Origin of the sequence: Mycolicibacterium thermoresistibile, from assembly GCF_900187065.1 — a bacterium.
Lineage (GTDB): Bacteria > Actinomycetota > Actinomycetes > Mycobacteriales > Mycobacteriaceae > Mycobacterium > Mycobacterium thermoresistibile.
In genome coordinates this window covers 2,115,321-2,129,210 of record NZ_LT906483.1, presented here as the reverse complement: position 1 = coordinate 2,129,210, position 13,890 = coordinate 2,115,321, and the positions used below count along the sequence as shown (strand labels likewise).

Here is a 13,890-nt window from a genome sequence, read left to right as displayed (position 1 = left end):
TCAGGGCACGACGCGGTCGGGGACGGCGGCGGGCCGATTCGGCGTTCCGGCGCCACCGCGGCGCAGCGCATCCACCGCCATCACCGCCAGGGCCACCCAGATCAGCGCGAAGCCGATCCACCGGCCCAGCGGCATCGATTCGTGGTTGACGAGCACACCCCAGGCCATCTGCAGCGCGGGATTGAGGTAGAACAGCAAGCCCAGCACCACCAGCGGCAGGCGCTGCGCAGCCGCCGCGAACAGCAACAGCGGGATGGCCGTCACCGGTCCGGCAGCCAACAGCAACACCGTGTGGCCGGCGCCGTGGTTGCCGAAACTGCCTTCGCCCAAGAGATGTAGCGCGATGAGGAAACCACCCGCCAGCGGCAATGCCAACAGCGTCTCGACGGCCACACCGACCCGCGGATCGGCGTCGACGACCTTCTTCACCAGACCGTAGATCCCGAACGACGCGGCCAGGACGAGCGCGATATAGGGCGGCTGACCGACCTCGACGGTCAGCACCACGACGGCGACCGCCGCGACGGCGAGTGCGATCCGCTGCAGACCCCCGACCCGCTCACCCAGCACCAGCACCCCGAGTGCGACGCTGACCAACGGGTTGATGAAATAGCCGAGCGCCGCATCCACGACGTGGTCGTTCATCACCGCGTAGATGTAGGTGCCCCAGTTCAGCGAGATCAGCGCCGACGCCGCCGCCAGATACAGCCAGGTGCGCGCCGACAGCCGGACCAGATCGCCCAATCGGCGTGCGACGGTCAGCACCACCAGCAGAAACACCACACTCCACACGATGCGGTGGGCCAGCACCTCCACTGATCCGGCGGGCGCCAGCAACGGGAAGTAGCCGGGGCACAGACCCCACCACAGATATGCTCCGACCCCGCACAGCAGGCCCTGCCGGCGGGTGTTCACCATCCCCCGCGGGCGTGCGGTGATCCGGCCTCGCGCAGCACATCCAGCGCATGTTGCAGATCGTCCGGATACGGGCTGGTGATCTGCATTCGGCGGCCGTCGGCCGGATGGGCAAATCCCAGCGACACCGCGTGCAGCCATTGCCGTTCCAGCCCAAGGCGTTTGGCCAGAACCGGGTCGGCGCCGTAGGTGAGGTCCCCGCAGCACGGGTGGTGCAGCGCAGAGAAGTGCACCCGGATCTGGTGGGTGCGGCCGGTTTCCAGCTCGATGTCAAGCAGGCTGGCGGCCTGGAACGCCTCGATGGTGTCGTAGTGGGTGATGCTGGGCCGCCCGCCCTCGACGACGGCGAACTTCCAATCGTGGCCGCGGTGCCGGCCGATCGGGGCGTCGATGGTCCCGCTGGTGGGGTCGGGATGGCCCTGCACCAGCGCGTGGTACCTCTTCTCCACGGTGCGTTGTTTGAATGCCCGTTTGAGCACGGTGTAGGCGCGTTCGGACAATGCGACCACCATCACCCCGGACGTGCCCACGTCGAGGCGGTGCACGATGCCCTGCCGTTCGTGGATTCCGGAGGTGGAGATGCGGAACCCGGCGGCGGCCAGCCCACCCAGCACGGTCGGCCCGTGCCAGCCGACGGTGGCGTGCGCCGCGACCCCCGGGGGCTTGTCGACGGCGACGATGTCCTGGTCGGCGTAGAGCACCTTCATGCCCTCGATCTCGACGGGCTTGTTCTCCGGCGGCGCCGGCGGCGCGGGCAACCGCACCTCCAGCCAGGCGCCGGCGGTCAGCCGATCGGATTTCCCGGCCGGCGCACCGTCGATGTGCACACCGCCCTCTTCGGCCAGGGTGGCCACGGCGGTCCGGGAGAGCCCCAGCAGTCGCGCCAACCCGGCGTCCACCCGCATGCCCGCCAGCCCCTCGGGGACCGGCATCGACCGGGTGGTCACTCGGCGTCGCCGGCCGCGCCGCTGTTCCTGCGCCGACCGACCGTGTCGTAATCGAACCCCAGCAATGACAACACCACCAGCAGGATCGCGCCCCCGACGACCGACGGGTCGGCCACGTTGAACACCGGCCACCAGCCGATGGACAGGAAGTCCACGACGTGACCGCGCAGCGGTCCGGGGGAACGGAAGAACCGGTCGACCAGATTACCCATCGCCCCGCCGAGGATCATGCCCAGGCCGATGGCCCACCACGGCGAGACCAGTCGGCGTCCCATCCAGATGATGCCGATCACCACACCGGTGGCGATCAGCGTCAGCACCCAGGTGTAGCCGGTGGCCATGGAGAACGCGGCGCCGGAGTTGCGCACCAACGTCCAGGTGACGGTGTCGCCGATGATCGAGACCGGCTGCCCCGGTGTGAGGAACCGCACTGCGAGCACCTTGGTCACGATGTCGAGGACGAGCACCACCCCCGCGACCGTGAGCAGCAGACGCAGCCTACGGCGGGGCCGCGGTCCGTCTTCGTGATCCGCGGTCTCCGGCTCAGCCGAGTCCGTTGTTTCATCAGTCACTCCTCCATCATCGCAAAGCCGGGGTGGGGGACAATTCCGCGCGTGAGCCTCGTCGTCCTCGCCACCGGCGGCACCATCGCGACCAGCACCGACGCCGACGGTGTGCGCCGCCCCACCCGCACCGGCGCGGACCTGACCGCCGGCCTGACCCCCGATGCCGGGATCCACGATGTCGAGATCAAGGACCTGATGGCGGTGGACAGCTCGGCGCTGACCCCGGCCGACTGGGACCGGATCGCGACCGCGGTGGCCGACGCGGCCGACCGGGGCGCCACCGGTGTGGTGGTCACCCACGGCACCGACACCCTCGAGGAGACCGCGCTGTGGTTGGAGCTGACCTACTCGGGGTCGGTCCCGGTGGTGGTGACCGGGGCTCAGCGCAGCGCCGACGCGCCCGACGCCGACGGCCCGCGCAATCTGCGGGACGCGTTGACGGTGGCGGCAAGCCCCGACGCGGACGGGCTCGGGGTGCTGGTGAGTTTCGCCGGGACGGTGTTCGCACCGCTCGGTTTGTCCAAGATCGCCGGCGCGGGTCTGCAGAGCTTTGCCGGCTCGGTGGTGGGCAACGTCGGCGACGGGCGTTGCGTGTTGTCGGATCCGGGGGTGCGTCCGCAGTTGGGACCGGTGTCGGCCGGTTCCGCGCCCCGGGTGGACATCATCGCCGCGTATCCGGGTGGGGACACCGTCGCGATGGACGCCTGCGTCGCCGCCGGCGCCCGCGGCATCGTGCTGGTCGCGATGGGCGCAGGCAATGCGGGGCCGGCGATCGTGGACGGGGTGCGCCGGCATTGCCGGGACGGGGTGGCGGTGGCGGTGTCGACCCGCGTGCCCGGCGCCCGGGTCAGCCCGGTGTACGGTCCCGGCCGCGACCTCGTCGACGCCGGCGCGGTGCCGGTGCGCCGGCTGCGCCCGCCACAGGCCCGGGTGTTGCTGATGGCCGCGCTGGCCGCCGGCGTCCCGGTCGCCGAGGTGCTGTCGGACTGGGGGTGATCTTGGCTTCGCCGGGCAGGGCGGGCACAATCAGGCCCCGGAACGCACGGTTGACCCGTGTGCGATCCGAGGGAGGTCCATGAGTCTCGACCCGCCGCTGCGTCGCGGTGCGCTGCTGGCCGGGGCGGCACTGCTGACCGCCATCACGGTGCCGATCGCGCAGGCCGATTCGCCGCCGGCCCCCGACGACATCGACGACTGGCCGGTCGCCGAGGGCAACTTCCGTCCCGGGCAGTACTACGAGGTGTACTTCAGGACCCCGGACGGGTGGCACTGCGGTATCGGCCCGAACGGCGGACCGGTCGGGTGTGATGTGGTGCCGCTGGACGCCCCGCCCGGCACCAATCAGACGATGGTGATCAGCGGTGCGCCGGCGCAGTACCGGCATTCCCCCACCCCGACGTTCACCCGCCACGACGTCGACGTGCTGCCCGCCGGTCACCGGCTGGAGAACTGGGGCGCCAGTTGCGGTGTCGGACACCAGGGCACGGTCACCTGCAAGACCTACGGCGACCACGGGTTCACCATCTCCAGCGTTCACGGCGTGCTCTGGTAGTCCTCCAGCGACCGGACGTACTCGGGCCAGTCCAGGCTGTCGACCGGGTTGGCGCGCACGATGTCCGGCGTGTCGATCGGAAAAGTGCGGGCCGGCCCCGGCCCGGTGGAGCGGGTTTCGAAGCGCACCGTCATGACGCCGTGCCCGGCCCCCTGCACCCACCCGTGCCCGAACTCCGGGTGGGCGACGTCATCACCGATGCGCCAGGCCGGCGCGGTGTCGGCGGCTTCGGTGACGGTCGGCGGCGTCCCGGTCGTGGTATCGGTGTCGGTGTCAGTCGTGTCAGTGGTGGTGCCGACGTCCGGGAACAGCGGCTCCTGCTGCACCTCGGTCAGGCCGGAGAAACCCACGCCGGCGAGCCGGATCGGGCCGATGTCGGCGGGGTCGAGCAACAGCCGGCGGGCGGTGCCGATCAGGGCGGCCGGATCGGTGGTGGCGTACGGCAGCGTCGCGGAGCGGGTCAGGATGCTCATATCGGCCTTGCGCAGTTTGACCGTGACCGTGCGGGCCCCGCGGCCGTCCTTCAGCAGCCGCCGGTGCGCGTGTTCGCCGATCGGGACGATCGCCTCGCGTAGTTGTTCGAGGGTGGTCAGGTCCCGGTCGAAGGTGGACTCGGCGCTGATCTGTTTCGCCTCGGCCCGCTCGGTGACGGGCCGGTCGTCGATGCCGCGGGCCAGCCGGTGCAGGGCCGGACCGATGGTCGCGCCGAGCACATCGGCCGCTTCGGCTTCGGTCAGGGCGGCGAACTGCCCGATGGTGGTGATGCCGAGCCGGTGCAGCTTCTCCTCCGCGACCGGTCCTATCCCCCACAGCCGCCGCACCGGCAAACCGGCGAGCAGAGTGCGCTCCTCCTCACGGCGCACCACCCGCACCCCATCGGGTTTGGCAAGGTCGGAGGCGATCTTGGCGATCTGTTTACCGGAGCCGGCCCCGACCGAGGCGACCAGGCCGGTCACCGCCCGGATCTTGGCCCGCAGCAATTCGCAGAACTCCTCGACCTGCTCGGGGGTCGCCCCGGCCAACGCGGCCGGTTCGCCGAACGCCTCGTCGAACGACAGCTGTTCGAGCACCGGCACCTCGGTGCGCACGGTGTCCAGCACCCGGCGGCTGGCCACTCCGTAGACCACCCCGCGGGGCGGCAGCACCACCGCGGTGACCCCGACCAGCCGCCTGGCCTGATGCATCGGCATGGCCGACCGGGCGCCGTACGGCCGGGCCTCGTAGCTGGCACCGGCGACGACACCGCGCCCGCCGAGCCCGCCGACCAGCACCGGCCGACCGCGCAGCGTCGGGCGGGTCAACTGTTCGACGGAGGCGAAGAACGCATCCATGTCGAAGTGCAGCACCCAGCGGGAGTCCATGTTCGTCTACGGGGGTTCGTCTACGGGGGTTCGGCTACGGGGTCGATCGTCCGGATCATATTCCCGCCGGCGGCGGTACCGCCCGGCGCGCCCACCGCCTGCGTGGGTTCGTCCGCAGAAATCGCTCGATTATTTACGCCCTCGAATATTATGGCTCCGTGCCCTCCACCGACCGTTTGCTGCACCCGGATCTCCTCGCGTCGATTCCGTTCGGCGAAACGCTCACCGGGCGGTTGCTGGAACGGCGGGTGACGGAGGCCCTCGCGGACGATCCGAACGCCGACCCGAACGTCACCGTCGTCGTCCGGACCCTCAACGAGGCCGCGACCCTGGAGCTGCTGCTACTCGACGTCCGCCGCCAGGCCTTCGCCGCAGAAGTCGAGATCATCGTCGTGGACAACGAATCGACGGATGGCACACCGGATGTCGCGAAACAGTTCGGGGCCAGGGTGGTCAGCTTCCCCCGACACGAATTCACCTATCCGAGGTCGATGAACCTCGGCATGGCCGCCGCGAGCCACGACATCGTGTTCCTGACCGTCGGTCATGCGCGGTTGTCCACTGTGCACAGTCTGCACGCCGGCGCCCGCCATTTCCGTGCGGATGACCGTGTCGGGGGTGTGTTCGGTACCGTGCTGCCCAATGCGGGCGCCTCGTGGATCGAGAGATTCGCCGCCGCCCTCGACACCAACCGGGGACTGGTGCGGCCCGCACATCGGGTCCGGCGGACGGGTCAGGGAGTTCTCGGCGCAACCGGTGCGATGATCTCGAAGTCGGTGTGGGAGGAGTTGGGCCGGTTCGACGAACGGTACGAGACCGGCGGGGAGGACACCGCGCTGGCCGGACTCATGCTCGCCAACGGATATGAGGTCGTCCGTGAACCCGCCCTCAGCGTGCACCACTCCCACGCGCTCGGCCTGCGCGACACCGTCAGGCAACTGCTCCATCAACGCCGGACGTTGCGGGCGCCGCAGCGATTGAACCGCACCGAACTGCTCGAACGCCGCCCCGATCTGCGGGTGTAGCCGACCGGCGCTCAGCCGGTGAGCCCGGTCCCGAGCAGGTATCCGCCCAGCACGGCCAGGCCGACGGCGAACACCCGGCCGCGGTGCACGCGCACCCAGGTGTGCAGGCGCATCATGACGGCCTCGGTCCTGGTCGGCGCCACCAGGTGGCTGATGAGGGGAATCTCGGCGAACGCGAACATCACCAACGCGAACACGACCACGGCGCCCACCTGCGTGCCGGCCGTCGCCCCGGAGGCCACGATCGCGGTGAGCGCCGCGACCAGTTCCACCGGTGGGCCGGGGCCGAGCCAGGCGCCGATGAAGAATGCCACCCACGGCGATCCGCCCTGCAACACGCCCTGCACCCGAGCCGACAGCCGCGAGAACGCCGACGGCGCATCGGATGAGTCGACCGACGGGCCACGACCGGTCGGCCAGTCCGGCCCACCCACGGGTGCGGCGGCCTTCCGACGGGCCGCACTTCGCAGCAGGATCACCGGTGCCAGCGCCAAAGCCAGTGCCCCGACGGCGATCTGGATCGACATGATGTCGATGGCCGACCCGGAGGCCGCGGCGGCCGCGGTGACCACGCCGATGACGTCCCGGAGCAGAAACAGCACCACGACTCCGGCGAGGACGGTGGCCACGATCCCGCCGAGCCAGAACAGGAACAGGTTGAACATCGGCCGGGGACGCGAGATCAACAGCACCGCTGCCCCGATGCGCAACGGTTCCCCCATCGCCATCAGGGCGAACAACACCACCGCGCCCCACATGGTGCCGAACACTACCTTGCACAGGCAACGACCACGACCCGATCGGGCAATTGCTGACCGCTTTTGCGGAACGGCGTCCCCGGCACCGTCGCTCCCCCGGTCCGCACCCGCCGCCGCGGCGGAACCGACGAACCCCGGGGGCCATCCACCGCCCCGACGGTCACGCCTCCAGCACGTCAATCCGATTGAGCAGTAACGACTACAGTGGTTGTCGGTCCCCCGCACGCCTGCCGCCGCCGCAGTGCACCCCGGATTTCCCGCGATTGGGTTTTCCCGCTTCGCCACCGCTTGGCGAATGCTATTATTGACGCATTTGATGAAATTTGCTATCGCGGTCCACGGCACCCGTGGCGACGTGGAGCCCTGCGCGGCCGTCGGCGTGGAGTTGCAGCGCCGCGGACACGAGGTGCGGATGGCGGTGCCACCGAACCTGGTCGATTTCGTGGCGGCGGCGGGACTGTCGGCGGTGCCGTACGGTCCGGACTCCCAACGGCAACTGGAAGTCGACTTCTTCCGCGACTTCTGGAGTCTGATGTTCCGCAACCCGATCGGCCTGATCCGCCTGGGCAAGGACTACGTCACCGACGGCTGGGCGGACATGAGCGCGACCCTGACCGAGGTGGCGTCGGGCGCCGATCTGATCCTGACCGGGACGACGTACCAGGAGGTCGCCGCCAATGTGGCGGAGTATCACGGGGTTCCGTTCGCCGCGCTGCACTACTTCCCGCTGCGGGTCAACGGCCGCCTCGTCCCGAAGCTGCCCGCGCCCGTCACCCGCTGTGCGCTTCGCGCGGTGTGGTGGCTGTACTGGCTGCTGACCAGGGACGCCGAGAACGCTCAGCGCCGCGAACTCGGGCTGCCGACGACCACGGTTGCGTCGGCGGCCCGGCTGAAAGCGCGCGGCGCACTGGAGATCCAGGCCTACGACGAGGTGTGCTTTCCCGGGGTGGCCGACGACTGGGATGACCGCTTCCCGTTCGTCGGCGCCCTCACGATGGAGATGCCCACCGAGGTCGACGATGCCGTCATGTCCTGGATCTCCGCCGGCGATCCCCCCGTCTACTTCGGTTTCGGCAGCATGCCGGTCCAATCCCCCGCCGCGACCGTCGAGATGATCAAGACCGTCTGCGGCCGCCTCGGGGTGCGGGCGCTGATCTGCGGCAGGAATTTCGAGGGACTGCCGGACGCGGACCGCACCGGACCCGAGGTGAAGATCGTGGACGCGGTGAACCACGCCGCCGTGTTTCCCGCATGCCGTGCGGTGGTGCACCACGGCGGGGCCGGCACCACCGCGGCCGGTCTGCGCGCCGGCGTGCCCACGCTGATCCTGTGGGTCGGCGCCGATCAGCCGATCTGGGCCGCCCAGATCCGGCGGATGAAAGTCGGTACGGCGCAACGTTTCACCAGCACCTCGGCACGGTCGCTGACCAAGGCGCTGCGCACCGTGTTGGACCTGCGGTACGCGGACCGGGCCCGCGACGTCGCGACGCAGATGACCAAACCCGCAGCCGGCGTCACCGAGACCGCGGACCTGCTCGAGCGAACCGCACGGCGCGGACATGCGGGACCTGATTTCGGGACCTGGATTCGGGATCTAGATGCAGGGGGTGAACCCGACCATCGGGATCGGGGTCTCGATTCCCGGCCCGCACAACGGCGGACGTTGCGGCAGCCCCACCCCCGGTAGCCCGACCTCCGGGACACCGACCTCCGGGGCCGGCACCCCGATCGGCGGCAGATCCGGCCACAGGTCGAGGCCGATGCCGATACCGGGCAGCCCGACCCCCGGTAGCGCGACCTCCACCGGCGCGGACACCAGCGGCGGCAACTCCGACGGTGCGGGAAGCGACGGCACGCCGATGTTCGCGGGCCCACCCGCGAGTTCCGTGGTGATCGCCGACGGCAGGTCGTGACACCTCCCCGATCGGGTGTCCAGATAGTGGCCTTCACTGCAGGCCGGGGCACAGCCCCGGCCGGTGTCGACCTGGCCGACCTCGCACACCGCATGACCGGATGCGGGGGTGGCGATCGTACCGACGGCCATCGGCAGCGCGGCCAGCGCCGCACCGCCGAGCAGCGCCGTCACCGGACGACGGACCGCCATGGCCATCGCCCCCTTCCTGATCGCGCAATATTTACCCAAGTGTAAACACCGATGCTTGCCGCCGCAGGGGAAGTTCTCGATCTGCGGGCCGCGATTGCCGGCGCGTCGGCTCAGCCGTCATGGGGAGGTTTGGCCGGCCACCAGTTGGCCCGGCCCACCAGCACGGCCGTGGCCGGCACCGTGATGGTGCGGACCAGGAAGGTGTCGAGCAGCAGACCGACGCCGAGGATGAACCCGGCCTGGATCATCGTGGTGATGCTGGCGAAGACCAACCCGAACATGGAGGCGGCGAAGATCAGCCCCGCCGAGGTGATGACCCCGCCGGTGTGGCCCACGGTCCGGATGATCCCGGACCGGATTCCGTGCGGCGACTCCTCCCGGATCCGCGAGATCAGCAACATGTTGTAGTCGGCGCCGACCGCGACCAGCACGATGAACGTCAGACCCGGCACGCTCCAGGACAGTTCCTGGCCGAGGATGTACTGGAACAGGATGACGCCGAGGCCCAGGGCGGACAGGTAGGAGATCACCACCGAGGCGATCAGATACAGCGGAGCCACGATGGCGCGCAGCAGCGCGACCAGGATCAGGAACACGATCACCACGGTGAGCGTGGTGATCAGCCGGAAGTCGTTGTTGTAGTAGTCGCGGGTGTCGCGCAGCGTCGTGGTGAAGCCCGCCATCGAGATGTCGGCCTCGGCGAGTTCGGTGTTCGCCCTTGCCCCGCGGGCGGTTTCGGTGATCTCGTTCACCAGATCCATCGCCTCGGTGCTGAACGGGTTCAGTGTCGTCGTCACCAGGTAGCGCACCCCGTGCCCGTCCGGTGACACGAAGATCTCGGCGGCCTTGGCGAACTCCTCCTGGGTCAGCACCTCCGGGGGGATGTAGAAGCCCGCCATGGCCGGGGTGGTCGCATCCCGCTTCATCGCCAGCAGGAACGACGACGCCTCACCCAGACCGGATCCCATCTCCTTGGTCTGGTTCACCAGCAGTTGCACGCCGTCGGCCAGCTTGCGGCTCGCATCGGCCAGCGCGTCGGCGCCCTCCTGCATGGTGGCGATCTTGGCCTGCAGACTGCCCGGTTTGTCGAGTCCGGCGGCGCGCAGCGCGGCGGTGGCATCGGTGAGGGTGCCGGTCAACGTGGCGAGCGTCTGGTCGATCGTCTGACCGCCCCGGGTCTCCTCCAATTGCCGCCCCAGTGCGGCGATCCGGTCCAGCACACCCTGCCGGCCGGCGACGGTGAGCTGCCGCAACTCCTCCCGGGCCGACACACACCGCGGATCGGCCGCACACACCGGGCTGGTGTCCAGCGCGGTGAGCACGGGCACCGCCCACTCGAGGTTGCCCGCCACGTTGGCGACGTTGACGCCGATCGCATCGCCGAGTTCACGCATCCCGGAGACGAGCCGGGCGGCGTTGTCGATGTCGTCGAGGGTTCTGTCACCGCCGAACCGCTCCTGCAGCGTGCTCAGCGCGTCCACCAGGGCCTTGGTGGTGGCCACCGTCTGGAAGACCTGACCCCGCACGTCACCGAGCGCATCGGCCAGTTGATCCGCGCCGTCGGCCAACATGTCCAGATCGCCGGTGTGGTCGGTGATCTGCTTGGACGCGTCGTCGAGCCGGATGCCGACCTCGCCGGCCTGATAGGACAGGGCGGCCTGTTCGAGGGGTTCGCCCGTCGGCCGGGTGATGCCGCGCACGGTGTCGACCTCGGGCAGCTGGCTGACCCGGCGAGCCATCTCCTCGAGATCGGCGAGCGCCTCGGGTGAGCGCAGATCCCGGGGCGAGTTGATGAACAGATACTGCGGCAGATTGGAATTCACCGGATAGTGCCGTTCCATCGCGGCGTAACCCGCGGCGCTCTCCACCGACTGCGGCAGCGTCTTGCGGTCGTCGTAGTTGAACTGCACCGTCAACGCGCAGCCGGCCAGCCCGAGCAGGATGATCAGACTCACCGCGAGATGGGCCTTCGGAGCGCGAACGATGCGGATTCCCGACCGCCGCCAGAACCGGGTGGTCAGATCGCGGCGCGGACTGATCCAGCCGCGGGGCCCGGCCAGCACGATCATCGCCGGGAGGAATGTCACCGCGGCCAGAAAGCACACGAAGATCGCCAGCGCCATCGCCGGACCCACCGTCTGGAAGACGCTGAGTGTGGTGAACACCATGGCGAAGAAGGTCACCGCCACGGTGGCGGCGGACGCCCCGATCACCTTGCCGATCGATCCCATCGCCTGCCGGATCGCGGCCCGGTGTTCGACGCCGCGGCGGACGAAGTCGTGGTAGCGGCTGATCAGGAACACCGCGTAGTCGACGCCCGCGCCGACCATGATCCCGGTCATCAGCACGATGGTCTGATCGGAGACCCCCAGGCCCAGCGGCGCCAACGCGCCGACCAGCCCCTGGGCGGTGACGAACGCGACCCCGATCGTGACGAGCGGCATCAGCATGGTCACCACGTTGCGGTAGACGATCAACAGGATCGTCAACACCATGACCACCGTGGCGATCTCGATGACGTGGATGTCGCGCTGCCCCACCGCGGTGACATCGGCGATGGTGGCCGCCGGCCCGGTCAGGTGCACCGTCATCGGGGCGTCCGCGGTGGCCTCGCGCACGATCTCGGCGACCCTGGTGAACGCCCCACCACCTTCGGGTGTGCTCCACGCGCCGGCCAGGTTGATCGGCAGATACCAGGCCTTCCCGTCCTCGCTGGCGACGACTTCACGCAGCTGCGGCGTGGTGATGAAGTCCTGCATCATCATGATGTCGCCGTTCGGTTCCGCGCGCAGCGCCGCAACCAGCTTCTGGTAGGCCTTCTCGTCCTCCGGTCCGAGACCCTCCTCGTCGGTCATCACCACCAGCAGCAGATTGTCACCGCCGGAGTCGTCGAAGGCCTCGCTCATCTCGCGGCTGGTGACCATCACCGGCGCGTCCTCGGGCAGCACCGACACCGGATTGCGGGCGGCCACCTCGGCCAGCGGCGGCACCGTGGCCACCAGAACCACCGCCAACCCGACCCACAACCCGATGACGATCAGTGGGAATCGGATGACGAAGTCCCCCAACCGGCCGAAGAACCCTCGGCCGGTTGGGGTTTCAGTGCCGCCCATGGTGGACCTCCGCCGCGCTGTCGATCAGGTCCGGATACGGCGGGCTGCCGGCGCGGTCAGGCGGGCTGCCGCTGCAACTCGCCGGACCGTCTCGCACCGAGCCGGTCGGCGCGGCCCTCCGCGACGGCCACATAGATCGACCGCAGCGTCGCGACGTACTTCTCGACCGACGCGCGGGCCACCGGGTTGTCCGGGAAGAACACCGTCACCGACGTCTCGTTGTCCATCCGGTTCACCCACATGCACAGCTGCGCCGGCACCTTCCCGTCCCCGTAGACCCTGGCGTTGAGCCCGTCCAACTGGGACGCGACCAGGGCGGACAACGGCGGCACACCAGCGTCGAGGAACGACATCATCGGCGAACATGTTTCAGCCCTTCTCAGTGAAGGCACCAGTTCCAGCACCCGGTCGTAGGGCACGTGACCCAGGCCGATTCCGGAGTCGAACGACTGCTGCGCGGCCCGCGCGGCCTCGCCGAACGACACGCCCGCCGCCGGGACGGTGATCGGCACCATCCCGGTGAACCACCCGGTGGTCATGAAATCGGCCGGGGTGCTGCGGGTGTCGGTCGGGGTGATGGCGTGGAACGTCTCCACCCCGGCCAGCTCGTTCTCGGTGAGCGCCGCGCAGGCGAACACCCCGCCGACGAACCGCGCTCCGGCCGACACACACGCCGCTTCGAAGCGGTCGGTCTGCCGGCCGTCGAGCAGCTTGACCACCATCAGCTCGCCCGGCCACGGTTTGGTCCGGTCTCCCAGCGGCAGCGGGAAGTTCGGCAGGGTGCCACCCATCTGACCGGCGAAGTCCACCCAGGCCCGCACCTCCGGCGAATCGGCGGTCAGCGACTCGGTGTACTGCCGTTGGCGCACACAGAAGTCGTCGTAGCTGCCGGCCTGCAGCGGTATCGGGGCGCCACCGCCGACCAGTGCGGCGTACTGCATGTGGATCTCCATGAACACCGCACCCATGAACATCGCGTCGATGTGCACGTGGTCCATGCACACGCAGAATGTGAAGTGGTCCGAACGCTGGATGATGCTGAAGCGGAAACAATTCCACTGCAACGGATCCGGTGTGGACAGCAGGTGTTGCTGCCACTGTTCCGGCGTCATCGCACCGTGTCTGGTGGGCACCAGCTCGATGTCGGCGGGGTCGGTGATGGTGTGCCGCACGATGTGGTGGAAATCGTGGTACTCGAACCAGCTGCGATACGTGTCATGTCGGCGCATGTGCGCGTTGATGACGTAGGTCATCGCCCGCAGGTCGCAGCGGCCGGGGATGTCGAACGCCGCGATGCACAGCCGGGACATCTCCTGGCCGCGGGCCGCGTGTTCGACGAAACCCCGCAGATGCTGGGCCTGCATGTAGCTGACGGGTACCGAGCTGACCGGCGCCTGCCGGGCCTTCTCCAGCGCGGCCGGCGACGGGTCCCACGACACCACCCGTCCGGGATCGGGTCGCCATTCGCGAACCGTCTCCACCGCCACGTTTCCCAGCGCAACCATCTTCTCTCCTTCTCGAGCTCTGCGGTCGAATGCGATGTGTCGTC

The 13,890-nt window shown here is 69.4% G+C and carries 12 protein-coding genes; 4 read left to right on the top strand and 8 right to left on the bottom strand.

Going from position 1 to position 13,890, the window contains the following annotated elements:
- Genes rarD through lspA form a run of 3 tightly spaced genes read right to left on the bottom strand, consistent with a single transcriptional unit; the run spans position 1 to position 2,434 of the window.
- On the bottom strand, positions 1-918 hold the full coding sequence (gene rarD / locus CKW28_RS09935) for an EamA family transporter RarD (protein ID WP_003923482.1): 918 nt from the start codon (positions 916-918) through the stop codon (positions 1-3).
- On the bottom strand, positions 912-1,847 hold the full coding sequence (locus CKW28_RS09930) for an RluA family pseudouridine synthase (RefSeq protein WP_276007306.1): 936 nt from the start codon (positions 1,845-1,847) through the stop codon (positions 912-914). Before CKW28_RS09930 ends, rarD begins: the two co-directional genes overlap by 7 nt.
- An 11-nt stretch (positions 1,848-1,858) precedes the next feature.
- Positions 1,859-2,434, bottom strand: coding sequence for a signal peptidase II (lspA, locus tag CKW28_RS09925; protein WP_003923480.1), 576 nt, complete (start codon positions 2,432-2,434; stop codon positions 1,859-1,861).
- Between the two features lie 42 nt (positions 2,435-2,476).
- Between lspA and CKW28_RS09920 the strand changes: the two genes are divergently transcribed.
- A complete protein-coding gene (locus tag CKW28_RS09920; protein ID WP_003923479.1) occupies positions 2,477-3,424 on the top strand; it encodes an asparaginase in 948 nt (315 codons plus the stop codon).
- Positions 3,425-3,503: 79 nt separating this feature from the next.
- Complete coding sequence (locus CKW28_RS09915) at positions 3,504-3,980, top strand: hypothetical protein (protein WP_003923478.1); 477 nt, start codon at positions 3,504-3,506, stop codon at positions 3,978-3,980.
- Here CKW28_RS09915 and CKW28_RS09910 read toward each other — a convergent pair.
- Positions 3,962-5,341 (bottom strand): DNA polymerase IV, encoded by a 1,380-nt coding sequence (locus tag CKW28_RS09910; RefSeq protein WP_003923476.1) that lies wholly within the window; start codon positions 5,339-5,341, stop codon positions 3,962-3,964. The genes CKW28_RS09915 and CKW28_RS09910 overlap by 19 nt on opposite strands.
- Before the next feature lie 158 nt (positions 5,342-5,499).
- Here CKW28_RS09910 and CKW28_RS09905 point away from each other — a divergent pair, with 158 nt between their 5' ends.
- Positions 5,500-6,366, top strand: a complete 867-nt coding sequence (locus CKW28_RS09905; protein WP_003923474.1) for a glycosyltransferase — start codon at positions 5,500-5,502, stop codon at positions 6,364-6,366.
- Between the two features lie 11 nt (positions 6,367-6,377).
- Here CKW28_RS09905 and CKW28_RS09900 read toward each other — a convergent pair whose 3' ends face one another.
- Positions 6,378-7,136 carry a GAP family protein gene (locus tag CKW28_RS09900; protein WP_003923472.1) on the bottom strand — a complete coding sequence of 253 codons (759 nt, stop codon included), beginning with the start codon at positions 7,134-7,136 and terminating at the stop codon, positions 6,378-6,380.
- A 304-nt stretch (positions 7,137-7,440) separates the two neighbouring features.
- Between CKW28_RS09900 and CKW28_RS09895 the strand changes: the two genes are divergently transcribed.
- Positions 7,441-8,811, top strand: a complete 1,371-nt coding sequence (locus CKW28_RS09895) for a glycosyltransferase (RefSeq protein WP_003923471.1) — start codon at positions 7,441-7,443, stop codon at positions 8,809-8,811.
- On the opposite strand, the gene CKW28_RS09890 is transcribed toward CKW28_RS09895, so the two are convergent.
- The 3 genes from CKW28_RS09890 to CKW28_RS09880 all read right to left on the bottom strand — a co-directional run bounded on the left by CKW28_RS09890 (position 8,719) and on the right by CKW28_RS09880 (position 13,846).
- Positions 8,719-9,228, bottom strand: coding sequence for a hypothetical protein (locus CKW28_RS09890; RefSeq protein WP_095176444.1), 510 nt, complete (start codon positions 9,226-9,228; stop codon positions 8,719-8,721). The two genes, CKW28_RS09895 and CKW28_RS09890, sit on opposite strands and share 93 nt — an antisense overlap.
- Positions 9,229-9,338: 110 nt before the next feature.
- Entirely contained in the window at positions 9,339-12,341 is a 3,003-nt protein-coding gene (locus CKW28_RS09885; RefSeq protein ID WP_003923469.1) for an MMPL/RND family transporter, read from the bottom strand.
- Between the two features lie 56 nt (positions 12,342-12,397).
- Positions 12,398-13,846 carry a condensation domain-containing protein gene (locus tag CKW28_RS09880; RefSeq protein WP_040545799.1) on the bottom strand — a complete coding sequence of 483 codons (1,449 nt, stop codon included), beginning with the start codon at positions 13,844-13,846 and terminating at the stop codon, positions 12,398-12,400.
- Positions 13,847-13,890 lie beyond the last annotated feature (44 nt).

Excerpts from the sequence above, each read along its gene's own strand:
- rarD (WP_003923482.1), bottom strand. The coding sequence starts at position 918 with ATGGTGAACACCCGCCGGCAGGGCCTGCTGTGCGGGGTCGGAGCATAT.
- CKW28_RS09930 (WP_276007306.1), bottom strand. The coding sequence starts at position 1,847 with ATGCCGGTCCCCGAGGGGCTGGCGGGCATGCGGGTGGACGCCGGGTTG.
- CKW28_RS09915 (WP_003923478.1), top strand. The coding sequence starts at position 3,504 with ATGAGTCTCGACCCGCCGCTGCGTCGCGGTGCGCTGCTGGCCGGGGCG.
- CKW28_RS09910 (WP_003923476.1), bottom strand. The coding sequence starts at position 5,341 with ATGGACTCCCGCTGGGTGCTGCACTTCGACATGGATGCGTTCTTCGCC.
- CKW28_RS09895 (WP_003923471.1), top strand. The coding sequence starts at position 7,441 with ATGAAATTTGCTATCGCGGTCCACGGCACCCGTGGCGACGTGGAGCCC.
- CKW28_RS09890 (WP_095176444.1), bottom strand. The coding sequence starts at position 9,228 with ATGGCGGTCCGTCGTCCGGTGACGGCGCTGCTCGGCGGTGCGGCGCTG.
- CKW28_RS09885 (WP_003923469.1), bottom strand. The coding sequence starts at position 12,341 with ATGGGCGGCACTGAAACCCCAACCGGCCGAGGGTTCTTCGGCCGGTTG.
- CKW28_RS09880 (WP_040545799.1), bottom strand. The coding sequence starts at position 13,846 with ATGGTTGCGCTGGGAAACGTGGCGGTGGAGACGGTTCGCGAATGGCGA.